We start from the raw sequence: 23,122 nt of genomic DNA on the forward strand, positions 1-23,122 counted from the left end.
AACGGCCCCACACAATAGGCTTAACGAGATTGTTTAACCGGGTGACCGTTGATGTAGACAGCGCGAATGGCGCTGGGTAATGGACAGTCGGGGGTTAATAAAAGAAAATCGGCGTCGTGACCGAGGGCGATTTTTCCTTTTTGGTCGCCGATTTTGGCGGCTTCTGCCGGGTATTGGGATACGCATTTCCAGGCTTGATCAAACGACATTAACCCCTTCTCGGCGAGCAAGAAGGGGGCATGGAATAACGACGGATAGTGGTAGTCGGAACACAGGCAATCGAGCACTTGGGCCTGGGCGGCTTCGGCAACACCCATATAGCCGACGTGGGAACCGCCACGGACGAGGTTGGGGGCTCCCATCAGGACAGCGGCCCCATAATCTCGCGATTGTTGGGCGAGGGGAATGGCGGCGGGAAATTCTGCGATCGCAACACCTCTCTCCCGACTCTTAGCCACATCTGCCTCTGTCTCATCATCATGGGAGGCAATCGGCGTCCCCAGGGCATGACAACGCTGCACCAGATTTTCCATCTGCACCAGCCCCTCATCCAAGTGGATAAAGGCCGTCTCCACTAACGTGCGAATTTCACTATCTGACTGTTTAATCCGTTGGCGAACGCTGTTGGCATAGCGTTGAATCAAGTGCTCATCCAGTGTCTCAGGCAGGTGATTGTTTAATGACAATAGGGTTACCTGGCGAGACTCTAACCAGTGGCATAGCTCATCATAATTAGCCGTGTTGGCCTGCTCGTGGCGAATGTGAACTCGGCTGTCTGTTTTGAGACTATTGTCTAGGGCGGTGATGTGTTTAATGAGTTTTCTGGCTGTGGCACGACTACGTAAGCCAGGTTCAAAGGAGTCGGTAATGGAATAGAAAAATGTTGTGATGCCAGCGGCGAGTAATGCCTGGTCATTTTCTACTAGGGCCATGTCTAGAGGCATGGAGACTCCTGGGCGTGGGGCAATCATCCGTTCAAAGGCGTCACCGTGGATGTCGACGAGACCGGGTAATAGCTGGAGACCGGTGGTATTGATTGCTTTGTATCCTGCTGGAGTAGTAATCTGATCGACTGTGACAAATTTGCCGTCCTCTACCAGAATAGTGCCATCCTCTAGCCAGCCATCCGGTGTGAGAATGGTTGCCCCCTGAAATGCGATTTTCTCTGCAGAGATTACCGTCATAACTCTTGTTTGCTAAGGAAAAACTCTGTGGTGGTGGGCTGTGCCCAGCCTACATTTAGGCTTAATATTTAGGCAATGCGATATCCCTGGCGCATAACCGATGTGAGTCGAGGGACTACACCATCGTGGTGCAGGGTAATGAGGTCTGCTCGTTTGCCGATTTCCAGGCTGCCGCGATCGCAATCCAACCCAATCGCCTTAGCTGGATTTAGGGTAAACAGACGCATTGCTTGGTGGATAGGAATCTGGGCCTTTTCCACAATCAGGAACATCGCTTGCACTAAACTCTGGGGCACATAGTCCGACGAGATAATGTCAGCCAGATCACGTTCGACAAGATCCATGGCAGAGACATTACCCGAGTGAGACCCACCCAAGATTAGGTTAGGTGCCCCCATCATCACCTGTAACCCATGGCTATGGGCCGCTTTAGCCGCATCTAATGTAGTGGGAAATTCGGCAATAGCGGCTCCGTCATCAATGGCCTCTTGGACATGGTCGGGGGTGGCATCGTCATGGCTGGCGAGACAGATATCTCGCTGCTGGGCTAGTTCCACCAATTTGCGGCGATTGTCGACGGCATGGAGCTGTTGCGCGGCGATGCGATCGCGAATGAAGCCCTCCATTTCATCGGCACTCACCCCATGTTTGCCCTGGTAATACTCTTTGTATTTGTCGATTTTGACAAACTGTCGCTGCCCCGGTGTGTGATCCATCAATGACATTAGCGACAGCAACGGGTGGTCGGCATAGGTTTCTACCAAGTCATACACCTGGTTGTACCCCAGCTCACAACGTAGGTGCAGTTTATGATCCACTGAGAATCGACCATCGTTCTGTCCCTGGTGAATGGTGTCGATCATCGGACCAAACTGGGTCATGCGCAGGGAGCCAGGGGTGAGATCGCCAATGGAGATGGCATCACAAACGGTGGTAATGCCTGCCCCAGCCAGGTCTCGGTCGTGGTGTACTGCTGCAACATCTAAGGGCCAGAGCACTTTGGGTCGTGGCGACATACAGCGTTCGAGGTTATCGGTGTGGAGCTCGATCAGCCCTGGTAGTAGATAGTCGCCATGGCCGTTGTGTCCTTGCTCGACGACGCCTGGTTGAATGTCTGCGATCACCCCGTCTTTGACGACTAGGGTGCCTAGAACCTCATTGTCAGGCAGCTGTAAGCGATAATTGGTATAGATGGTTTCAGTCATGGGGCAGGCAGATGGGGATATCAGGATGTAAGTGGCTTCTCTACCGATCGCTATAAATTAGATACGTATAGACATCTCTAACTCATAGCTAATCAAGGTTAAGTTAACGTTATCTCTAGGGGTAAAATTCCTAGGTTTAGGAGACATACAAATGGCTCAAACAATTGAACTTCCAGAGTCTTGTTACTTTTCTGACTATTTCAAGCTGAACTATTATCTGGAAGATATCGTTACCCACTTTGGGTATAGCTTTGAGCTAACGTCGCTGGTTTTACCTAAGACAGAGAGACCTGTGGAAACGATTGATCGGTTACGACAACGTCTAGAGGAGAGTTTGCCGTTTGTTACCTTTGATAGTGAAGCAGCTCGTCGAGAATTTTTAATTGCGCCACTGGTTTTAGAGTTAGTTCATTTGATCCATGTCAAGGTAAAAGTGAGTTATTCTCTCAAGGCTACTGACCAACTGAAGGGGCTGTTAGATTACTATCTCCAGTCGGGCCATAACTTACTCATTATTGAAGCCAAGGACGAAAACTTAGAGCGCGGCTTTAAGCAGCTTGCCGCTGAGCTGATTGCATTGGATAAAGTTACGGATCCATCGGCAGGTAATCTCCTCTACGGTGCAGTTTCCATTGGCCGTATTTGGCAGTTTGCGGTGCTGGATCGGCAGCAAAAGAAAATTTCTCAAGATTTGGAACTCTATCGAGTACCTACAGATGTAGAAATTTTGATGAAAATTCTAGTGGCGATTTTATCGGGAAAATCGATTTAGCCAAAGGTGAGGACGCGATCACATACTCTTTCCCTGACTTCGTCATCATGGAAAATACCCACCATGGCGCAACCTTGGGCTTTGCGTTCTTCAATCAGCTGCATGAACACGTCTCGATTAGCCGCATCCAGGGCCGACGTGGGCTCATCTAGCAGCAAGATGGGATAGTCCACCGAAAATGCTCTGGCGATATTCACCCGCTGTTTTTCACCGCCAGAAAAGGTCGTGGGTGAAAGCGCCCATAGGCGTTCTGGTAAGTTGAGTCGAGAGAATAGGTCTCGCACTTTAGTCTGAGCCGCATCCGCATCCACACCCAGTTCCATTAGGGGCTCGGCAGCTACTTCGACAGCAGGTACTCGAGGAATTACCCGCAGAAATTGGCTGACGTAGCCTAAAGTCTGTTGGCGTACCTCAATCAGTTGGTGGGCTTCAATCTGGGGTAGGTCTACCCATCCCCCCTGATGCTTGACCCAGATCGAGCCGCTGTCAATACGATAGTTGGCATAGAGGGCGCGCATAAATGTGGATTTTCCAGAGCCGGAGGGACCCTGCAGAGCGACACATTCTCCAGGATTAACTGTGAGAGAAACGTCTGCGAGAACGGGGAGTTTGACGCTGCCCTGGTGGTGGAGGACAAAGCTTTTGTAGAGGTGTTCTGCCTGGAGTAGGGCCTGGGTGTTGGTGGGGGCGATTGGGAGTGGTGAGAGTTTTAAGGTGTCCATGGGGAGGTGGGGGTGAATAAGACTCGCGCACTTGATGTTTTTAATCCACCTCCGTCGCTAGCTCATACTCTTTATTAATGGATGCTTTGGCCATGGGATACATCTCCTGGGTGGTCTCATCTGATTATCTAGGGAATTAACGTGGCATTCACAAGCTGTTGTGTGTAGGGATGGTGGGGGTCATCTAGTACTTGATCAGTAAGTCCGGACTCAACAACTTGACCATTTTGCATCACCATCAGTCGATGGGCTAGCAGCCGTACGACACCGATATCATGGGTGACAAGAATTACGCTGAGGTGAAGTGTCCGCACCAGGGAGCGCATCAGGTCCAACAGCCTGGCCTGGACGGATACATCCAGACCGCCTGTGGGTTCGTCCATCAGCACGATGCGGGGACGGGTGACTAGAATGCGAGCCAGCTGCAAGCGCTGTTGCATACCACCGGAAAATGTACTGGGAAAATCGTCAATGCGCCCATGGGGAATTTCGACTTCGCTCAACCATTCCAGGGCTTCGGTGCGGATATTGCCATAGTGGCGTTCTCCTACATCCAATAACCGCTCACCGATATTGGCTCCGGCGGTGACGGTCATGCGCAGTCCGTCACGGGGATTCTGACGGACAAAGCCCCATTCGGTTTTCATGAGTTTGCGGCGACGGGGCTCTGGCAGCGTGCGCAGGTCGATGGGGTTGTTGTCTCGATCACAATACTCTACTATCCCGTTTTCAAAAGGGACATGGCCTGCAATGCTATCCAGCAGGGTACTTTTGCCGGAGCCGGACTCGCCGATGATGCCAAGGACTTGACCGGGGTAAAGGGTGAAGGAGATGCGATCGCACGCCTTCAGATCCCCGTAATACTTACTTAGGTTATTCACCGTTAATAGCGGTTGCATTGAATCCTCCTCCCGTTAGACGTTTGCATCTAAATAAAACTCTCCACTGTTTAGTGACCACGCCCGTTATCCCAGTTTTTGTGCACTGCCTGATTGTTCTCGCTGACGCTGCTCACAATAGTCCGTATCCGAACAAATCCACATGCGTCCACCCTGGTCATCGATCACCACCTCATCCAGATAGCTATCCGTTGCCCCACAAAACTCACAGGGATGCTCCCAGTTCTCCACAGAGAATGGATGATCCTCAAAGTCCAGACTTTTGACCTGGGTATAGGGCGGGATGGCATAGATCCGTTTTTCTCGTCCGGCCCCAAATAACTGTAATGCCGGGTTCATATCCATCTTGGGATTATCAAACCGGGGAATAGGACTGGGGTTCATCAGATGTCGCCCATTGACCATGACTGGATAGTCGTAGGCCAGAGAAATGCGCCCAAACTTGGTGATGTCCTCATAGAGCTTGACGTACATGGGACCATATTCTTCTAGGGCATGCATTTTATTAGCCTCGGTTCGAGATGGCTCAATAAAGTACAGTGGCTCAGGCATCGGTACTTGATAGACAAATACCTGTCCTGCTTTGAGAGGTTTTTCAGGAATCCGATGTCGGGTTTGAATCAGCGTGGCCTCTTCTGTTTTTTCAGTAGTAGCAACACCACATACCTTCTTGAAAAAACGCCGAATATTCACTGCATTAGTCGTATCGTCAGCTCCCTGGTCAATTACCTTTAGGGTATCGTCCTGGCCGATAACGGATGCGGTTACCTGTATACCCCCCGTTCCCCAGCCATAGGACATGGGCATTTCCCGCGAACTAAAGGGAATTTGATGACCGGGAATGGCTACGCCTTTGAGGATGGCACGACGGATGGCGCGTTTGGTTTGTTCGTCGAGGTAGGCAAAGTTAAAGCCGGGTTCGGGGATAGGGGGAGGAGCAGGGGAGCCAGGAGAGCCAGGGGAGGAAGATGTCATGATTTGAGCGAGGCAATTGGTTAACGGAGGTAGGAGCTGGCCTTGTGCCTGCCCTGACAACGAGAATTCAATGGGGCATGAGCAACGGCAGTGGGTGAGTATGGCCTACCATTACCAAAGATAAATGAGAAATTCCTAATCTCACGAGGTGGCCTCCTTGGCAGCAGTAGACCTCTCTTTTTTTGATTTTTCAGATGCCTCTGGTTGGCTGTTGTTATGCTCATAGTCGCTACGTAACTTACGAATTAAGTTAAGCTCAGCTTGGAAGTCAATGTAGTGGGGCAGCTTCAGATGCTGTACAAAACCTTGTGCTTCAATATTGTCGGAATGATAGAGAACAAACTCTTCATCCTGCGCTGGCCCATCCAGAGATTCTCCTAGATCCTTTGCCTGCAGCGCTCGATCCACCAGTGCCATGGCCATGGCTTTCCGCTCGTTATAGCCAAACGTGAGGCCATACCCCTGGGTAAACTGGGGTGGAATCTCTTTGTTGCCTTTAAACTGATTGACCATTTGCACTTCAGTGACCGTGATATCAGCAATGGCGATTTCAAATCCCAGCTCTTCAGGAAAAATTGACACCTCCACCTCTCCCACCCGAATCTCTCCCGCGAAGGGATGATTTTTGCCGTAGCCCCGCTGGGTGGAATAGGCCATGGATAACAAAAAACCTTCATCACCACGGGCCAGATTCTGCAGACGGGCATCCCGATTGGTAGGAGTGTTCAACGATTGTCGCGTAATATCAAACGGTTCAACACCTGATCGTTGGCCATCCCCCGTAGGGTGGGCAGTGCCCACCATCCCAGATTCTGTCTGAGACCCATTCCCCTGCGCCCCATTGCTCGGCGGCATTACCAATCCCTCCTGCTCTAACATATGCGCTACCCGAGGTGTCGCCTCTGCCGTATCATACTCTTCACTTATCGGCGCAGGAAACGTATTATCCTCAGCTGCCAGCTTAAAGTCCAACAACCGGTGAATATAATCAAACGTAGGCCCCAGTTTTTGCCCACCGGGAGCCTCTTTAAAAATGGCCGAGATCCGTCGCTGAATAGCCATTTCGCTCGTATCTAGCGGTTCACTGTAATATAGCCGAGGTAATGTTGTCCGGTAAGCCCGCAACAGAAATGCGGCTTCGACCAGATCTCCCCAAGATTGCTTAATTGCCAGTGCTGCCAGATCTGGATCGTACAAACTGCCTTCAGCCATCACTCGGTTTACCGCCAGCTGCATCTGTTGCTTGATCTGTTCTAGCGATAGCTCTGGCACATCAGCATCACCTCGCCGTTTTGCCTTGAGTAGGGCTTCGGCATTGCGAATGGCTTGTTCTCCACCTTTGACCGCAACGTAGGGCATAACTCTCTCCAACTGGTTTCGTTAACTAAGCTCAGTTCAATAGCTGTATCCGTGCTTGGTGAATCCCAAGGATTCGTAAACACTTGCTGTCAACTTGGATGTGCGAGGTAATCCCATGATCTGATTTTGAGCAAAGCACCAGCAATCCAACCCGAGGGGATAATTCGCTGTCATAGTCTCCCACTGTTGCCAAAATGCAGACTCCATGGGCAGGCTCACCTCAATTTCCGACAAAATGCCAGGACCTTCTAAGGTAATAGGCTCTCCTCCAGTTAAATTAGGGAGTTGAATCAATAATGATGTGGAGGATTCTGGATATTCGGCAGTTCCCCAGGAGAATTCGCTGAGTTCGGGTGCATTGTTGAGTTGCCAAATCAAGGCAAAGTCAGCGGCGTGAGGATGGTCAGTAAAACGACAGCCAGTGTGGAATACTAGCCATGAACGTACATCTGCTGGCAATCCTGGCTGTAGCCAGACTGAGGTTTCTAAGTCCAGGAGCGTGAGACAAGTGGCGGCACAGCTAGACTCTAGCCCTGACGGTGGTGTTAGAGAGACCGTTGTTTGAGGAATGCCGGGTCTTGCTAGCGCATCGAGCAGAGCCCGAAATGTATGCTGGGCGTCATGGATGGCATCGGCAAATCCAGCAAGTTGGGTAATCATGGTTAGCTTTCCCCTCGCAACATAGTAAAGAAGTTAACGCGGGTGGACTCTACTGCAGCGACTTCGCTATGTCGTTGGTCTTGAGCGGCGGTTTGTAGTGGATGAATGACGTTTGTCTGAACCTGGGCATGCCAGCCAGGATGCTGCAGGAGACCATCGCATAGGGCGGCTAGTTCGGCATGGCGTTTGGAGCGACCGACTACGTAGCCAAAGCCGGTTAGCTGATCGAGCTGTACGACACAACGGGTCAGCGTCATTTCACCCAGGTTGAAAGGTTGTCCGGTGCCCTCTGCTCGACCGCGCACCATGGTCAAGCCAATTTCGGGCGATCGCAAAAATCCATAGTCAGGTAAATCCTCAAGTGTGGCAACACACTGTTCTAAAAGCGGCAGGGGCGCTTTTGCCAAAGTTGACATCCAGATGGCCCGTGATGGTTGTTGTTCTGCTTTCACCATGGCTTAACCAAACGTTAATCGCTTGTTAAATTTGTGTAGACGTCTATACAAATTATTAGCATCTTTTGCCCATGATGCAACTGAGATCAGCAACGCCAAAAAATAAATGATCCGAGGTGGTGGTGGTGTCTTATCTCTAGTGAACGCCTGTTAGGACGATGTCAATTCATGAAAAAGATAAGTTATTAACTGCGCCGTTTACCCAATCAACCAACGGCTTGTTGAATCGGAATTTGGAACACAAACTCTGTGCCCTGATCTGGAGAGGAAAAACATTCCAGCTTACCGCCATGTCGTTCTGTCACAATTTGATAGCTGATAGCCAATCCCATCCCGGTGCCTTTGCCAACAGGTTTAGTTGTGAAAAACGGATTGAAGATCTGTTGCTGTACCTCTGAGGGTATACCCAATCCCGTATCTGCAATTGAAATGCGAACCCATTGATGGTCGATTAGTGAGGTTTTTAATGTGATTTTTCCTGCTTTTTCGACCCACTCCTGAGAGTTATCTCTTTGGCCCATATCATCGATGGCTTCAATGGCATTGGCAAGAATATTCATAAAGACCTGGTTGAGCAGACCGGCATAGCATTCGACTGGGGGCAGGTTGTTTGCGTACTGTTTAATCACCTCAATGGCAGGTCGTTTTGAACTTGCTTTAAGCCGATGGTTGAGAATAGTGAGGGTGTTTTCTAGTCCATTGTGAATATTGACGGGTTTGATTTCCGCTTCATTCAGGCGTGAAAAATTGCGTAGGGATAAGACGATTTCGCAGATGCGATCGCTCCCCATTTTCATGGAAGATAAAACTTTGGGTAAGTCTGCCAGAATAAACTCAAGATCCATGCTGTCAGCCTCTGCTTGAATTGCGTTAGCAGGAGAGGGGCAGGCTTTCTGATATTGCTGTATCAGCCTGATTAGATTTTGAGTATAATCTTGGACATGTTCCAGGTTTCCGTGTATAAAACTGACTGGATTGTTGATCTCATGGGCCACTCCAGCTACCAGTTGTCCTAAACTCGACATTTTTTCCTGTTGTATCAGCCATCCTTGAGCTTGCTGAAGTTGTTTCAAGGTGGTGGTCAATTGTTCATTGGTTTGGCTGAGTTCATGGGTTCGGCATTGGACCCTATGTTCGAGTTCTTCATTGGCTTGCTTGAGCAGCGTTTCAGCTCGTTTTCGTTCTGTAATATTATTCAGTGAGCCGGTGAGTTTGGCATCCTGACCAAATCGGATCGCCAGTTCTAACCACAGGACAGCTCCCGTTTGATGCGAAAAGCGCAGTTCTAAACCATCCTCTATTTGCTGCTGTAAGGCAGACTGCCATGTGCCCCTATCCGTTTCCAGGATGAAGGATTCGAGCTGCTGGCCAAGGGACTCTTGGGTGGAATATCCGAGGATTTCGGTCCAGGCTTTATTCAGAAAGATCAGACAGCCGTTGCGATCGCACTCGAATACAATTTCCCGTAAGCTTTCTACCAGTTCACGATAGCGTCGCTCTGATTCAGTGAGCTTTTCAATGAGGCGATACTGAATCTGGGTATGGAGCTCATTCGTCGTATCGTGCTCTTGCATGGGGGGCATTACACAGCTAATTAAGCAGCCTTAGCGCTTAACTGTTCTAACAATTCTACTGATGTCAGCGTATTGGCATACAGTGGAAAGACATTCTCAATGTAAAATTCCTGCTCGAACACCGTTCGCGCAGAGATGCAATCACTCAGCACAGACACATAGTAACCTTTCTCATAGGCTGATCGTCCTGTGGAGTCAATGCAAATGGACGTAACCGCGCCAGCTAAGACTAAATTTCGAATGTTTCTTTGCTGGAGGACATGGTCCAGATTAGTATTGACAAAAGCATTTAAGCCTCGTTTTCCAGGAACTTCTAAAATCCTGTCTTGAAAGGGGCTCAGCTCTTCAATCGTTTGGGACCCCTTCCCACAAGCTTGAAAGGCACCCACTTCCTTAATGGTGTTTAAGATACCGACAGGGTCAACCAGTTCTTCATACCCTTTGGTAAAAAAAATTGGGGCAGAAATAATTAAAGCCGGTGTTTCTACCAAGCCTTGTATCAGCTGAATCGTATTTCTAACGGTATTACTAGCTTTTGCAGATGCTTCAATGACACCGTTTAAGATACCGTCTGAAGCATAATAATCGTTTTGAAAGCCGATTAACAATAGAGCGGTATTGTTTGCATTCATTACTTCGAAGACGTCAATTCAACCATTGACTAAGAAACATTATAGGCTTTGATTTCAAGATTCCCCCAATGGAGCTGGCCTAACAGAACGCACGATGGCATTTTGCTGGATGCTACTGCTCTCTTTGTGTACTTTTTTCTGACAAACTTTTCGTTAGGTTAGAACTGAGATCTAAGCTACATTCCCACCTGAGACAGGCTTTGGGATGATTTAGCCGCTAACGCCCTTAACCAGTCATAAGTTCCCCCTAATTTAAATATATAAGGAGTTTTACAGCCGATTGCCACGTGATCAGCAAGTTTTGTATGGTGCGTATAGCAATTTTCTAATGCCATTAGGTGCTAGAAAGATGACTGTCTCTATCTACTTATTTGCTCCTTCGCGAGGCCGTTAGGTCATGGCTGCATTATTACTATTTTCCATCGAGCTAACGTTTATTATTTTTCTTTGTTGTTTTTTATACGTATCTTTTAATTGGGGCTCTCGTCGGATTTTACAAGTTTCCTCTCTACAGTTGGATGAAGGTAGCTTTCAGTCCCTGCGGCAAAATGTTCTGGGTATTGTCCTGGTCTCAGGATTTTTGCTGTTACTTTTGGTGGCAGGGTTTAATGGCTGGATATTACTCCAGGGTGAGCAGCCCGATGCCTATACGCTATCGTTGATTCAGAATACGCCTCGGACGGTGTGGCTAGGCATTGCAGCTGGTATTGGCAAAAGTATCTGTCTGCTAGTATTAGTCGGTATTTTGCGGCGACCTCTGCGCCAGTTGTTGGATCGGATCGGTCATGCAGCTAAACAGGTAGAGCAGATTACGGCCAATGATGACAGTATTGATCAGCTGTTTGATGCGCTGGGAGCTGTTCTGAGTACAGGCATGTGGCTCCTATCCCTGATTTGGTGTGCTCGTTTTTTACACTTACCTGAGCAGATTTCCCCTTATTTGTACGCTACATGGCGAATTTATTTGATTATTTCCATTGGTGTTGTTGTTTATAAGTCGGTCACCGTTGTTGTTGATAGTTTGGATGCACTGAGTAAAAAGTATTCTAATCCTAATAACTTATTTCGGTTCTATGCTCAGCTTCAGCATCTGGTACCATTTCTGAAACGTTGTTTGGAATATGTGGTGTGGCTCTATGTGGCCATGCTGGTGATGAGCCAAATCTCCTTGATTGCTAATTTGGCAGACTATGGGGCACAGGCGGTTAAGGTGATTGCCCTAGTCTTTTTAGGACGCTTGGCTGCCAACATTATGCAGTTGGTCGTTTCGGAGATTTTGCTATCGACGGATGATACCTCACCCGCTGTCTATCAGCGCCGGATAACGATTACCCCCCTGATTGTGAGCTTACTCAGGTATGTGATTTATTTTGGGACAGCGTTATTCGTCTTGAAAGCACTGAATATTGATCCAGGGCCTATCCTGGCAGGGGCCGGAATTGTAGGTATTACCGTTGGTCTCGGGGCACAGAACCTGGTGACAGATTTAGTGAATGGCTTTTTTATCTTGTTTGAAGATTACTATCTGGTGGGTGATTTTATAGAAACAGAAGAAGCCCAGGGGACTGTACAGTCGATTGAGCTACGCACCACCCGGATTTTGCACCCGGATGGCCAGATACAGATTTTGCGCAACGGCGATATTGGTTCGATTGTGAACTACTCCAAGAATCCGGTGGATGCGGCGGTGGAAGTGTCGATTACCTATGAGGTGGATCCGGAAAAGGCATTTGAGATTATTAAACAGGTGGGGGCAGAACTCTGTAAAGTAGAGGACGACATCCTGGAACCGACTAGCATTGTCGGTGTAGAGACTTTTTCAGAAGAGATTTGCATGATTTACACTCGTACCAAGGTTAAGCCTGGCAAGCATCTCAGGATTCAGCGATTGCTCAGACAGCGCTGTCTGGTGGAGTTGTTGAAAGAGGATATTGAAGTAGGCTCAATGGATACGAAACTGGTGTTGAAAAGTGGGTTTGAGCAGTTGGGACTGCAAGGCCGTGAGGGGTAGGGTTCGCTAGGAGAAATAGTATCTGTAGAGGATGGTTAGAGGCGGTAGGTCAGGAGAGTTTTGGATTTTGAATTCAGGTTACAGAGAATCTTGAAGGATTTTTAAAAAGGCCGCTTGTTCCTCTTTGGTGGTCACAGGAAGGCGTTGGAAGTCTGGTTCCTGTAAGCGTACATCAGCATAAATCCTATCGCCATCTTCATGGAAGTGGAGGAAGGCTCTGGACTTACGATAGAAGATACCGGTCTTTTTTTCCTTGAGACCGGGTAGAGGACGGATTTGTTCTAGTAGGGGAGCTAGAGTGGCGATTGTATTTTCAGAGGCATGTTTCATGGTGGCGTGATTGGCAGGGGAGGTAATGCCGTGACCCCAAAGTTGAAATTGCTATTACGTTACCACTAGGCGATTAGCAATAGAAATGGCTTCTGTCCAATAGCACCTCACCATGGTCAGGCACCCAGGCAGCCCAAGTATCTTCAGAGGTTTGGCAAAGCAGTTTGGCTTTATCGTAAGCAAAATAGCTAGGCGGCTGGAGTAGTTTGACCCAGGTATCGCGGGTGTAATTGATCTGGCACACTGAGTACCAGTTGGGAGCCGTTTCTGCCTCTGGCTCTGATACTAACGGACAGACTGGAGCGCTAGCTTGAAGGAGCATGCCCTTTCCCCATGTGAAACTGTATTCAATTTTACAAAGTCAACCTTAGATTGCTGAATTACTACTAAGAAGTTAATAAAACCTGACAAACGCTGATGTTGCCCGAACGTTTAATTTCTCCATCGCTGCATGACCAAAGCTATCACTACTGAAGTGTAACCTTTCGCATTTTATCAAGATATTCCTGAAGAAAATCACCAATTTGTTTACTGATCAATGCTTCTTATCTAAAAAAGATCAGCTGGATCTGATCTCTGGACTTGATGGATAGCAATAAATCCACCTATAAAACACATAAAAACAGTTAAAACTTGAACATTGAAGGCCCGACTGATATCCATTTGAATGGGCAGCAGTGTGGCTTTGAGAGTCAAATCATAGATGCCTAGCGTCATGGCAAATCCTGGCATATAACCGAGGATTGCTAGAATAAATGACTCTTGAAACACTATGGATACTAGATAATTATTGTTATAGCCCATAGCCTTGAGGGTGGCGTATTCGTGTAGGTGGTGGGAGATATCGGTATAAAGCACTTGGTAAACAAAAACAATACCCACGATCAAGCCAATAACAACACCCAAATCAAAAATAAAACCGATAGCTGTACTTGTTTGCCAGTAGTTCTTTTCAAAATCAATCAGTTCTTGTTTTGTGAAAACTCTGACATCTTTAGGCAAATAACGTCGCATACGATGAACAACTGAATTTACGTCACTGCCAGGTTTAAGTCGAATTAGACCAATATCAATTGCGCCTTTAGCACGATGATCAAAAATGCGCAGAAAGTTTAAGTTACTGGTGATGACATTGCCATCTGCTCCAAAGGAAGCTCCCATTTTAAAAACGCCCACCACTGAGATCTGTCGGCCTTCCAGTTCAGTATTCAAATGCCTCTTCTGCTCTAGTTGGATGGCGACGGAGCCAAATTCTGGTCGTGAGGCCTGATCAAATAAGACGGTATCTGACAGGTTTAATTGAGATGTCTGTTGGATAACTCCTGATAATCGCAAAGTATTATCGTTCGGTTCAAATCCAGTGACAAAAATCTGACGTGTCTGGCCGGTTTGAGGATTTTTCCACTGGCCATAGTCCACATAAATTGGACTGACAATATCTACTTCAGGGAATGCCAACGCTTGTAACAAGCGACGTTCTGAAAAATGACTCATGCCAATTAAAGCGGTAGAGCGAGGACTGATCAAAAAGATCTCTCCTTGGAGATTAGTATGTAAGCGTACAGCGCTTTCAAACAGGGCTGCTCTCAAGCCCATTTGCATAAAAATCAAGATCACAGCAAAGGATATCCCGGCTAAAGCAACTAACAACCTGAGCCGGTTATGGGTTAGCTGTAACCAGGCGACGGGGACTTTGCGAAACATCATTTAGTATGAATGATGGTATGAACCTGCAAATTTGTCAGGCCAGAAACTAGAGGGCTATCGTCGGGACTGAGTCGAATTTTAACTTCAACAACTCTGGCATCAACATCGGCAGTGGGGTCAGTCTGTAACACATCTTTTTTAGCAACTTCTAAGCCAAGTTCATCGACGGTGCCATGTAGCGTGCCTGTAAACCCTCGACTAGTAATTGAGGCCCTTTGTCCTGACTGGATCTGATGAATATCAGTTTCATAAACTTCTGCAACAACGTACATCTGGTTCGTTTGGCCCAGGGAAACAATGCCTTCATTGGCAACGGTTTCACCAGGAAATGTGTGGATTGTGAGAACTTGGCCATCACGGGGAGCACGTACATAGGCAAGATCGAGATTTGCTTGGGCTTGCCCGACCCCAGCCTCAGCATTTTCTAGCTCGGCTTGTGCTACTGCCACATCCGTTGGCCGTACCTGAGAAATTGCCTTTAGGGTCGCCTTAGCTTCATTCACTCGATCTTGAAGCGTATTTAAAAGTCTTTGACGCACTCGATTGGCTTCAGCTAAGCGTTGCTGGGCCATTTCTAACATCAACTGCTTGTTATCTCGTAAAGATGCTGAAATAGCGCCCTCTTGATACAAATGCTCATAGCGGTCAAATTCGATGCTGGCGTTGTTTAACTCAGCTTTTAAACGTGCGATCGCAGCATCCTGAGTCGCTATCTGCCCTTGTAGGTCTGCTTTAGAGCGCTCAACTACATGGGCCTGACTTTGAATAATGTCTTGTTTTTCTCCAGCTTGTACTTGCTGGAGATAGGCTTTGGCAATCTTGACGTGGGTTTGTGCCCCGCCTAAATCAGCCTGAAGGCGATCATGGTTATCTAGAATTGCAATCACCTGACCTGAGCGTAGTTTGTCACCCTGCTTAACTAGCAATTGTTCAACCCGTGTGCCGCCGATTTCTCTGGGGGCTGAAACCTGGATGACTTCACCATCAGGTTCTAACCGGCCCAGTGCAGCAACTGCTCCAATCTCAGATGGGTTAATAGGTCCACTATCAAGAGACGATTGAGAAATAGCTCGCTGTTGTGACAAAACCTGAGTGATAACAACTCCCGTTGCGATAGCAGACCCAATCGCTAGCAAAGCGGCAAGTGAGAGTATCTTATAGCCCCCTAATTGTCTGGTTGATATCCAATTCGTCATAGGAAGTTTACCGTTACTCAATATAGGGTTGAAGGGCTGTTTGGAGGGCCGTAGGAATAGGGATGGGCACTGTTTTATCTTCCTCACGCCGCATACAAGCAACCTGTTGTTCACCACGAGCAACAAGTTCTTCACCGATGTCGCCTACCCGCCAGTATTCAAATAGCATAGTGATGCGATTTTGATGGAGATTTTTTAGCTGCATCCGAATAGTTAAACGATCGAAGGCAAATAATTCAGCAAAATATTCGCAGGAGACACGAACAGTGGCGAGGGCCAGCCCTTGAGAGAGATCGGTTAAAATTTCGGGGGCATTGTCATGGAGAAACATTTCGCGACAGCGGCCCTGCCACTTTAAATGGTTGGCATAATATACATTGCCGACCAGATTGGTTTCTTCGAAGCCAACAATGTGGGAGTATTCGTAGATTTGCATTATGTTTCTTTCCAGGTGTATATGGGCTTTTGGAAGGGTATCGCATAGGTCTGGGTGCGATACATCCAGTAATTTAAGGTGGAAAATAGTATGAACGTTATCAGGCTGGTATAGATGACGGTAGGTCGCAATGGAATTAAGAGTAACGATGTCGTCAGTTCTATTGCAATCAGGCTGATCAAGATATGGGCAATGGTCTCACGGCGCAACAGGCTGCAAATCATAACTCCAAGGGGTGCCCCCACAACCACGACTGGGATGGCAGCAAACCAGTAAGATTGAACCTGGACAGAAAAATCATGGAAAACGAATACTTGTAGAATCAATCCGATCAGAGCGTTGATGGCCATGAGGATAACAGAGGTGGGGGTGGCCACCTTCTCACTGATTCGAAAGAGAAGCACCATGACTGAAAACAGTACAATATCGATGCCATTACCCACCAGACCACTCATAATGCCGCCCATAAGACCCATTAGGAAAATCAGTCCCCGTTGTTGTGTCCCCCAAATGGGGATAGTCAGATGGCGTAGGCTATGTCTACGGTTGAGGGCCACAAGGGTAATGGCAAAGCTACTGAGCAATATCGTGAAAACCATTTTGACCGCATCGGGCGGTAACCAAGGTGCGAAACATCTTAATCCCAGAACGATCCCCAAAGATCCTCCCAGGCTACCCCAACGAATCACCCGCTCTTCAACGCGGATGCCTGTACTCCAAATAACAAGGGTGGCAGCACTCATCCCTACGGCCTGAATAGCCAGAGAAAACACTTTAGCATCATGGGGAGAAATTTGTAGAAGCTTGGTAAATACAGGAAACGCAACAGCGCCACCACCTATACTGGTTCCCCCAGCAATCATCGAGCCAAAGACCATTGTTAGGGCGACTTGCCACTGATTCAGTAGATAACCAAAAGCTTGCTGGGAACCCAGAAGCACTAACCAGATGGTCCATATTCCGCAGATAATGGCGACTACTCTTATATATTTGAAAAAGCCTAGCCTAAATCTCTTCATGTTCGCAGTCATCACATCAATTCTTGTTCTGGTAAAGCATTAAGCCGTTTGTTTAACGGGATTATGCTCCTGCGAGTCCTCTTTTTCGAGTAATATGCTAAATATTTGGTCTTTTGGTAGAACAGTCTGAGTGACTGTTTCTGCGATTGACGTCCGATAGGTGGCAATTACCAGCGAGCCTGCCTGTAATAGAACCCAAGTATCATCAGCTGGTTCAAGCATCACCAGGGGTGACCTCACTGATATGGCAGCTTTTTTCAAACATTCCAATGCCGTCCAAATGCGTGTGGCTGCGACATTCAAGTTCTCATTAGTCTCGTTAGCTAATAATTGAGCCAAATTGAATCGTTCTTTACCTAGTAAGTCTTGCCAAAGATGTAGCTCTCGATGAACTACTGTTTCAATATCACATCCCAGCGTTGTTTTGCCAAAAACAACCAGCGTTAAACTGTCTGAATGAGCCACGGAAATTGATGAGCTTGCCCCATTACTAATTAACTCTGGCTTACCATTTGGTCGATATGTAAGCAGAGATAGAGGTGTTATTTGTTGTAGCGCGAGATCTCGCCTCTCTCTACGACCTAAACTTTGACTATATTCCACCATCACATTGATATTGACAGAGGGGATGAGTGTTTGTAGCTGTCGCTCTAAATAAGGGCCCAATAGCGATACGGGCCAGACCTTGTTTTCCTTCAAAGGGCTGGTTTGTGGCATTGCCTGTAATTGTAATCCTTGCCATTCCTCTAGAACGTTGCCCTCACTATCTACGACTGTTAAGTCATAGGTAAACCTCTCGTTTTGCCGCTCTCGCTCTTGTGCTGATACAAAGATTGTGTCACTGCTTGCCTCAGTTATCCGAGTTGGGACTATGATAATGCGCTCTACGGCAACTGGTAGCAGAGTACGCTGTGGAATGCAAGCTTGTAATGAATGAATTATGGCATCTCGTGTTCCTGGATCACCTAAGATCAAACGGTTTGAGAAATACTGGTTAAACCAACTTGCGGTTTGGTTGGGCGACAGTTCTGCGATACATTTTGTTGCCCGCAGTAGACGATAGCCTTGTAGACGCTGAAAGCGACCACTTTGAAAGAGAATAGAACCGTAAAGGTCTTGTTCAGGATTAAGAGAAAGGCTAGATGCCGGGATTTTAATTTTGTCCTTAGAGTTGGATACTTGAAGAGTATGACAAGTGGCTTCAAAATGATTGATGCCGAAGGCAGTTTGGTCACTGCGAAGAGCGACCTTAATATATCCTGGTGCTGTCACTAAGGCGGCAATGCGGATCGTCAGGGTGTCATTGGCAGGTATGACCACAGGCCGATTAAACTGCACATCCTCGAAAACGAGGGATGTCGATTCGCCTGCAAGAGCAGTCGCCACCTGAGCCATTGCTTCTAGCCCCATTACCGCTGGAAAAATCCGTTCTCCTTGATAAACGTGGTCGTTCAGATAAGGGTCTGTCCCAATCGAGAGATTGGCATCTATCACCAGCTCAATGCCAGGGTAATAAACTCTGGGATGTTCTAGAAAGCGTAAGAAAGGAAGTTCTGTCTTTTCCATTCTTAATGTAGGAGCCTGCCCAAATCGGCCTGTAATGATTACCGATGTTGTCATGGGGGATTGTGCCATCAACTGCCGTAAGATGGAAATCCCCATATCCGGCACAATGGGAGTAATTCCCTCTCGCAAAAGTGCATCCACTCGACCTAAGCGTTCACCCATGCCTACCCCTGACCAGATAGACCACTCTAAATTGAGACAACGACAGCTAGGATTTGCTTGTTGGAAATCTTCCATCAGATTGGCTAGCCATTCGTTAGCCAGGGCATAATCCGCTTCACCTCGCAGGCCAGTGCGAGCGATCAGTGAACCAAAGGTGATCAGAAATTTGAGGTGTTTAGGATTAGCCGTTAACAATAGATTATTGAGCCCATGCACCTTGGGCGCTAGGGTCTTGTGAAAATCTGCCGGGGTTAGAGTCGTTAATAGCTGAGGAGTATTGACCCCAGCACCGTGCAACACTGCTGTAATCGGTCCAAGCTGCGTCTCAAATTTCTGTATAGCCTTTTGTACGGCCTGCAAATCTGTTACATCTGCTGCTTCGTATAACATCTCAATGCCATTGGCGCGTATCCGTTCTAGATTGCGATATAACTCACTATCAACTTCTAGATGTGAGCGTCCTAACAGTGCCAGACGCACACCAGTTTCTCGGGCTAACGCCAGTGCACATTCTGCTGCAATCCCCTTGCCCCCACCTGTTACTAACAACACGTCTGTAGCTGTCAAAGGTACTTCTAGAGAAGTCTCTGGACATTGTTGCAATTTTAGAATAGGGATCTGTCGATTACCTTGCTGATCGTAACGGACTTCGGTATAGCCTTTGGCAGCTTGAACTTCAGCAAGTATCCATGGTACTGATTGAGGATGATCCGTTGGGAGAGTAACAACACAGGTGGTGATTTGAGGATGTTCTAAATGCAGTGTGCGGGCAACGCCACCACCAATTGGAGCCTGTTGCACCAATACAAAATGGGTGTATTGATCCTCAGCCAGAATCTGTTGAGCACCCGACAGGAGACAGTCAATAGTCTGTGCATCTTCCGCCGTTGCTAAATACACCACGACTCCCTGGCCTGGGAAGGTTTGAAAGCTCTGCTGTAAAGTCTCTGAAAAGGGAGTGTGGCAGGGTGTTAGAATCTGCCACACCCCCTTAATATCTGAGACTTGGAGTTTGGATGATAAGGGACAATCACGCCATTCAACCGTAAACGTCCTCACCCAGGCTTCAATGCCTGGAGGATGGTGATTGACGCTATTGATGGCGGTAGCTCCACCTGTTTGGACTAAATCATCCAGGGCTTGAGCGATTTCTGCAACGGTGGCATCGGCATAATTGGTTGGGGCCGCTGACGGTTCCAGCTCAAGGGCTTTGGCAGCTTCTGCAACTAGCTGTCCTACCGTAATGGAGTTGAGATGTAGATCGCTTAACAGGCGATGGTGATCCTGGATGGCTGTGGTGGGTAATTCAGTCCGTTGGGCAACTAACTGTCGCACCATTTCTAAGGGAGATACAACTTCATCCTGTTTGGTTATGACTTGATTCGCTGATGGTCTGGCGAATTGCTCTATTGGCTGATAGGTGCCCAGACTCTGGCGATCAATCTTTTTCTCTAGGTATGAAATCTCAGCAGTTTTGGAGATAGGTGCCTGGTTACTATGATTTTTTTTACTGGAAACTTCCTGCATTTTTGATTGGGGGGCTAGTTCGCAGGGATTAACAAAAAAATTGGGTTGCCAGTCTAAATCAAATGGACGAGTAAAGCGATCGCAAAACAGCCTAGTGGGTTCAATCGCACTCCCCAATGCAAAAGTGGCTCCAACTGACTGGAGGAGACCTCGCAGGGACGGTCCACCAGCATCAATTGAGATCGCAGGCGTTTCCCCACAATCTTGAGCTAGTCGCGTTAACACCTGACCTGGTCCTACCTCAATCCAAAGATCAACCTCTTGGTTTGCCTGGGTAATGGCCTCCAGAAAACGTACTGGAGCCGTCACTTGTTGATGAAGTAGAGAGCGTATATCTGTCTTGGCTGTTAAGGGTGTACCTGTAATGGTGGAAACCAGCTTCCTTTGCAATGGTTGAATGGTTTCTGTTGCCAGATGTTCAGCTAGAGGTTCAGCCGCCGCCGCCACTAAATCAGAATGGAAAGCATGGGAAACAGCTAGGGCAACGGCTTTAAGTCCCCACTTCTGAGCTTGACTTACCAGCTCATTAATTGCCTCTACTTCACCCGAAATAATCGTTTGTTGGGGACTGTTGAGACCTGCAATCACAACAGGATACCTATTGATAAGCAGTTGAACCGCCTGCTGGGAGGCTTGAATACTGGCCATTGCGCCAGGGGTGCTGCCCAAGTCTGTCATCGCCTGACCTCGAACTTGGGCAATCCTTAACAGAGTTGTCTGGTCAAAGGCTCCTGCCCAGTGTAGTGCCGTAATCTCGCCTAAGCTATGCCCAATGGCAACCTGAGCCGTGATACCAAGTTGTTCGAGTACTATCATGCCTGCTTTTGAAGCGGTAACGATTGCAGGTTGTGCGATCGCAGTTGCATTACCCTCTCCTCTGTCGGGCAAGAATGTATGGCTATATAGCTCTCTAATATCATCAAACCGATACTCCCAACACCCGCCGTTGAAATAGGTCGGGGATGCCTGCCCTGGAAACAGAAAACCGATGTTGGGAGGCGTTGCTTTTTGTCCGATAAAGATACCGGCATCCAAATCCAGACGATCTGTGATGCCCTCAGCTAACCAGGTAGCCAATGTTTTCAGTTGGGTTGTTAACTCCATGGGAGTTGCGGCTACAATTGCCGCTCGCAGGTTACCAAGGTGCAATGATTGAGCCAGGTGAGCTGCCAAGTCTGTCAATTCAGCCCGTGATAACCGGGGAGCAATCTCTAGAATCTGATTAACCTGCTGTTGGAGCTGCTCAAGCTGCTCAGTTTGGAATAGAAACAGTTCTGTCTTTTGAACAGAGTGCAACAGATTTTTTTCAGTTTGATTCAGGCTTTGACGACGATTGCCATCGCTGCTCTCTAAAACAATATGCGCATTAATGCCGCCAAACCCCATGGCACTGACACCCGCCCTCAAGGGAGCTGTCTGGGGCCACAGTTGACCCTGAGGCAGTACCCTCAGAGCTGCATCTTCTGTAGTTAACAATGCATGGGGCTGCTCACACATGGGATGAGGAGGGAGTAGCTGATGGTGAAGCGCCAGCGTGGCTTTGATCAGTCCGGCGATGCCAGCAGCAGCTTTGGTATGTCCAATGTTGGCTTTAAGCGAACCAATCACGGCTGCGGGTGCATTGGGATTACTCTCGTGACGGGCACGGGAGAGTGTGCTCAACTCTGTTTCATCCCCGACATGGGTACCTGTGCCATGGCCCTCAAAATAAGACACTGTATCAATGCCAAAACCAGCCCGGCGATAAGCTCGCTCTAACGCCAGGATTTGGCCTTCAACCTCAGGGCGAGTTATGCCACCATTACCATCTGAGGAGACTCCCCATCCCCGAATCACGGCATAGATAGAACAGTTTTGGGCAATGGCATCTTCATAGCGCATGAGGACAACAAAACCACAGCCTTCGCCGGGCCAAAAACCAGCGGACCGAGCATCATAAACCCTCATTTCGTCAGTCGCTAGAGCCCCTGCTTTAGCAAAACCTACCAACTCGAAGGGATCTAAGCTTAAATCTACGCCTCCCACCAGGGCGACATCCAGATCTCCTGCCAGTAGACCTGTGCAGGCCTGCGCCACCGCTAACAGCGAGGAGCTACAAGCACCATCAACAGAATATCCACCCCCTTTGAAATCAAAGTAGTTACAGATCCGTCCGGCGATGGTATTAGAAAGATTACCGGCCAGAGTTTCTTCACTAATATCAGGGAAAGGAGCCTTATACGTTTGCTCCAGAATTTGCAATAAAGCTAAATTCTGTTTTGAAGAATAATCGGCTTGCTCCAAGACGGATTCTATTACTCTGCGCACATAGGGCCAGCGTAGCCTCAAAGAATTTGCACGAGAAAACTCGCCAGTTAAGGTATTCCCGAGTAAGATCCCCGTTGATTCACGGGGGAGACCTTCGGCATGGGGAAATCCTGCATTGGTTAAGGCACGGTTGGCAATATCTAACGCTACCCAATGGACTAAATCGGCAGATCGAAATGTGCTACCCATGATGCGAAAAGCAACCCGGTCAAATTCATATCCTTTGATCAGGGCCGCTTCTGAGCCATAGGTGCGGTCGGGAACCGTGGGATCGTTGCTCCAATAATCAGCCAGATTCAAGCGTTCTGGAGGCATCCGTCGAAAAGAACGCCGTTGAGCCAACACGTTTTCCCATAGTTCAGCTGGGGAATGGGCATCGGGATAGCAACAGGCCATGCCCACAATTGCGATCTCATTTGTCATA

19 protein-coding genes are annotated in these 23,122 nt (G+C 48.1%); 2 read left to right on the forward strand and 17 right to left on the reverse strand.

Features of this window, described 5'->3' with window-relative positions; translation table 11 throughout:
* Positions 1-20 precede the first annotated feature (20 nt).
* Together IXB50_RS04545 and IXB50_RS04550 are read right to left on the reverse strand one after the other, a co-directional pair.
* Entirely contained in the window at positions 21-1,184 is a 1,164-nt protein-coding gene (locus IXB50_RS04545; RefSeq protein ID WP_215607760.1) for an alpha-D-ribose 1-methylphosphonate 5-triphosphate diphosphatase, read from the reverse strand.
* 68 nt (positions 1,185-1,252) lie between these two features.
* On the reverse strand, positions 1,253-2,389 hold the full coding sequence (locus tag IXB50_RS04550) for an alpha-D-ribose 1-methylphosphonate 5-triphosphate diphosphatase (RefSeq protein ID WP_215607761.1): 1,137 nt from the start codon (positions 2,387-2,389) through the stop codon (positions 1,253-1,255).
* 151 nt (positions 2,390-2,540) lie between these two features.
* Here IXB50_RS04550 and IXB50_RS04555 point away from each other — a divergent pair, with 151 nt between their 5' ends.
* Positions 2,541-3,161, forward strand: coding sequence for a hypothetical protein (locus tag IXB50_RS04555; RefSeq protein ID WP_215607762.1), 621 nt, complete (start codon positions 2,541-2,543; stop codon positions 3,159-3,161).
* Here IXB50_RS04555 and phnL read toward each other — a convergent pair.
* The 8 genes from phnL to IXB50_RS04595 all read right to left on the reverse strand — a co-directional run bounded on the left by phnL (position 3,158) and on the right by IXB50_RS04595 (position 10,437).
* Entirely contained in the window at positions 3,158-3,883 is a 726-nt protein-coding gene (gene phnL / locus IXB50_RS04560) for a phosphonate C-P lyase system protein PhnL (protein ID WP_215607763.1), read from the reverse strand. The two genes, IXB50_RS04555 and phnL, sit on opposite strands and share 4 nt — an antisense overlap.
* 128 nt (positions 3,884-4,011) lie before the next feature.
* Positions 4,012-4,782, reverse strand: a complete 771-nt coding sequence (gene phnK, locus IXB50_RS04565) for a phosphonate C-P lyase system protein PhnK (protein WP_215607764.1) — start codon at positions 4,780-4,782, stop codon at positions 4,012-4,014.
* A gap of 66 nt (positions 4,783-4,848) precedes the next feature.
* Entirely contained in the window at positions 4,849-5,757 is a 909-nt protein-coding gene (locus IXB50_RS04570) for an alpha-D-ribose 1-methylphosphonate 5-phosphate C-P-lyase PhnJ (RefSeq protein WP_215607765.1), read from the reverse strand.
* Positions 5,758-5,898: 141 nt separating this feature from the next.
* Positions 5,899-7,116: a carbon-phosphorus lyase complex subunit PhnI gene (locus IXB50_RS04575; RefSeq protein WP_215607766.1), complete on the reverse strand. Its 1,218-nt coding sequence runs from the start codon at positions 7,114-7,116 to the stop codon at positions 5,899-5,901.
* A 36-nt stretch (positions 7,117-7,152) separates the two neighbouring features.
* A complete protein-coding gene (phnH, locus tag IXB50_RS04580) occupies positions 7,153-7,776 on the reverse strand; it encodes a phosphonate C-P lyase system protein PhnH (RefSeq protein WP_215607767.1) in 624 nt (207 codons plus the stop codon).
* A 2-nt stretch (positions 7,777-7,778) separates the two neighbouring features.
* Positions 7,779-8,231 (reverse strand): phosphonate C-P lyase system protein PhnG, encoded by a 453-nt coding sequence (phnG, locus tag IXB50_RS04585; protein ID WP_215607768.1) that lies wholly within the window; start codon positions 8,229-8,231, stop codon positions 7,779-7,781.
* Between the two features lie 206 nt (positions 8,232-8,437).
* On the reverse strand, positions 8,438-9,814 hold the full coding sequence (locus IXB50_RS04590; RefSeq protein WP_246564087.1) for an ATP-binding protein: 1,377 nt from the start codon (positions 9,812-9,814) through the stop codon (positions 8,438-8,440).
* Positions 9,815-9,825: 11 nt separating this feature from the next.
* Positions 9,826-10,437, reverse strand: a complete 612-nt coding sequence (locus tag IXB50_RS04595) for a cysteine hydrolase family protein (protein ID WP_215607769.1) — start codon at positions 10,435-10,437, stop codon at positions 9,826-9,828.
* A 397-nt stretch (positions 10,438-10,834) separates the two neighbouring features.
* On the opposite strand from IXB50_RS04595, the gene IXB50_RS04600 reads away from it, so the two are divergent.
* Positions 10,835-12,448, forward strand: coding sequence for a mechanosensitive ion channel family protein (locus tag IXB50_RS04600; protein WP_215607770.1), 1,614 nt, complete (start codon positions 10,835-10,837; stop codon positions 12,446-12,448).
* 78 nt (positions 12,449-12,526) lie between these two features.
* Here IXB50_RS04600 and IXB50_RS04605 read toward each other — a convergent pair whose 3' ends face one another.
* The 7 genes from IXB50_RS04605 to IXB50_RS04635 form a co-directional block, all read right to left on the reverse strand.
* Positions 12,527-12,778 (reverse strand): hypothetical protein, encoded by a 252-nt coding sequence (locus IXB50_RS04605; protein ID WP_215607771.1) that lies wholly within the window; start codon positions 12,776-12,778, stop codon positions 12,527-12,529.
* Positions 12,779-12,851: 73 nt separating this feature from the next.
* The gene (locus tag IXB50_RS04610; RefSeq protein WP_215607772.1) at positions 12,852-13,100 is read right to left on the reverse strand and encodes a hypothetical protein; all 249 of its coding nucleotides are present in this window, start codon (positions 13,098-13,100) and stop codon (positions 12,852-12,854) included.
* Positions 13,101-13,327: 227 nt separating this feature from the next.
* Positions 13,328-14,482 carry an ABC transporter permease DevC gene (devC, locus tag IXB50_RS04615; protein ID WP_215607879.1) on the reverse strand — a complete coding sequence of 385 codons (1,155 nt, stop codon included), beginning with the start codon at positions 14,480-14,482 and terminating at the stop codon, positions 13,328-13,330.
* Positions 14,482-15,681 (reverse strand): ABC exporter membrane fusion protein, encoded by a 1,200-nt coding sequence (locus IXB50_RS04620; protein ID WP_215607773.1) that lies wholly within the window; start codon positions 15,679-15,681, stop codon positions 14,482-14,484. Before IXB50_RS04620 ends, devC begins: the two co-directional genes overlap by 1 nt.
* Positions 15,682-15,694: 13 nt before the next feature.
* Positions 15,695-16,117, reverse strand: a complete 423-nt coding sequence (locus tag IXB50_RS04625; RefSeq protein WP_215607774.1) for an acyl-CoA thioesterase — start codon at positions 16,115-16,117, stop codon at positions 15,695-15,697.
* Positions 16,117-17,058, reverse strand: a complete 942-nt coding sequence (locus IXB50_RS04630; RefSeq protein ID WP_215607775.1) for a sulfite exporter TauE/SafE family protein — start codon at positions 17,056-17,058, stop codon at positions 16,117-16,119. The genes IXB50_RS04625 and IXB50_RS04630 overlap by 1 nt, the downstream gene beginning before the upstream one ends.
* A gap of 117 nt (positions 17,059-17,175) precedes the next feature.
* Positions 17,176-23,121: a type I polyketide synthase gene (locus IXB50_RS04635; RefSeq protein ID WP_215607776.1), complete on the reverse strand. Its 5,946-nt coding sequence runs from the start codon at positions 23,119-23,121 to the stop codon at positions 17,176-17,178.
* Position 23,122: the final 1 nt, after the last annotated feature.

Source organism: Leptothoe spongobia TAU-MAC 1115 (genome assembly GCF_018739885.1).
Classification (GTDB): domain Bacteria; phylum Cyanobacteriota; class Cyanobacteriia; order Phormidesmidales; family Phormidesmidaceae; genus Leptothoe; species Leptothoe spongobia.

Coding starts and splice junctions, on each gene's coding strand:
- IXB50_RS04545 (WP_215607760.1), bottom strand. CDS start 1,184: ATGACGGTAATCTCTGCAGAGAAAATCGCATTTCAGGGGGCAACCATT.
- IXB50_RS04550 (WP_215607761.1), bottom strand. CDS start 2,389: ATGACTGAAACCATCTATACCAATTATCGCTTACAGCTGCCTGACAAT.
- IXB50_RS04555 (WP_215607762.1), top strand. CDS start 2,541: ATGGCTCAAACAATTGAACTTCCAGAGTCTTGTTACTTTTCTGACTAT.
- phnL (WP_215607763.1), bottom strand. CDS start 3,883: ATGGACACCTTAAAACTCTCACCACTCCCAATCGCCCCCACCAACACC.
- phnK (WP_215607764.1), bottom strand. CDS start 4,782: ATGCAACCGCTATTAACGGTGAATAACCTAAGTAAGTATTACGGGGAT.
- IXB50_RS04570 (WP_215607765.1), bottom strand. CDS start 5,757: ATGACATCTTCCTCCCCTGGCTCTCCTGGCTCCCCTGCTCCTCCCCCT.
- IXB50_RS04575 (WP_215607766.1), bottom strand. CDS start 7,116: ATGCCCTACGTTGCGGTCAAAGGTGGAGAACAAGCCATTCGCAATGCC.
- phnH (WP_215607767.1), bottom strand. CDS start 7,776: ATGATTACCCAACTTGCTGGATTTGCCGATGCCATCCATGACGCCCAG.
- phnG (WP_215607768.1), bottom strand. CDS start 8,231: ATGGTGAAAGCAGAACAACAACCATCACGGGCCATCTGGATGTCAACT.
- IXB50_RS04590 (WP_246564087.1), bottom strand. CDS start 9,814: ATGCCCCCCATGCAAGAGCACGATACGACGAATGAGCTCCATACCCAG.
- IXB50_RS04595 (WP_215607769.1), bottom strand. CDS start 10,437: ATGAATGCAAACAATACCGCTCTATTGTTAATCGGCTTTCAAAACGAT.
- IXB50_RS04600 (WP_215607770.1), top strand. CDS start 10,835: ATGGCTGCATTATTACTATTTTCCATCGAGCTAACGTTTATTATTTTT.
- IXB50_RS04605 (WP_215607771.1), bottom strand. CDS start 12,778: ATGAAACATGCCTCTGAAAATACAATCGCCACTCTAGCTCCCCTACTA.
- IXB50_RS04610 (WP_215607772.1), bottom strand. CDS start 13,100: ATGCTCCTTCAAGCTAGCGCTCCAGTCTGTCCGTTAGTATCAGAGCCA.
- devC (WP_215607879.1), bottom strand. CDS start 14,482: ATGTTTCGCAAAGTCCCCGTCGCCTGGTTACAGCTAACCCATAACCGG.
- IXB50_RS04620 (WP_215607773.1), bottom strand. CDS start 15,681: ATGACGAATTGGATATCAACCAGACAATTAGGGGGCTATAAGATACTC.
- IXB50_RS04625 (WP_215607774.1), bottom strand. CDS start 16,117: ATGCAAATCTACGAATACTCCCACATTGTTGGCTTCGAAGAAACCAAT.
- IXB50_RS04635 (WP_215607776.1), bottom strand. CDS start 23,121: ATGACAAATGAGATCGCAATTGTGGGCATGGCCTGTTGCTATCCCGAT.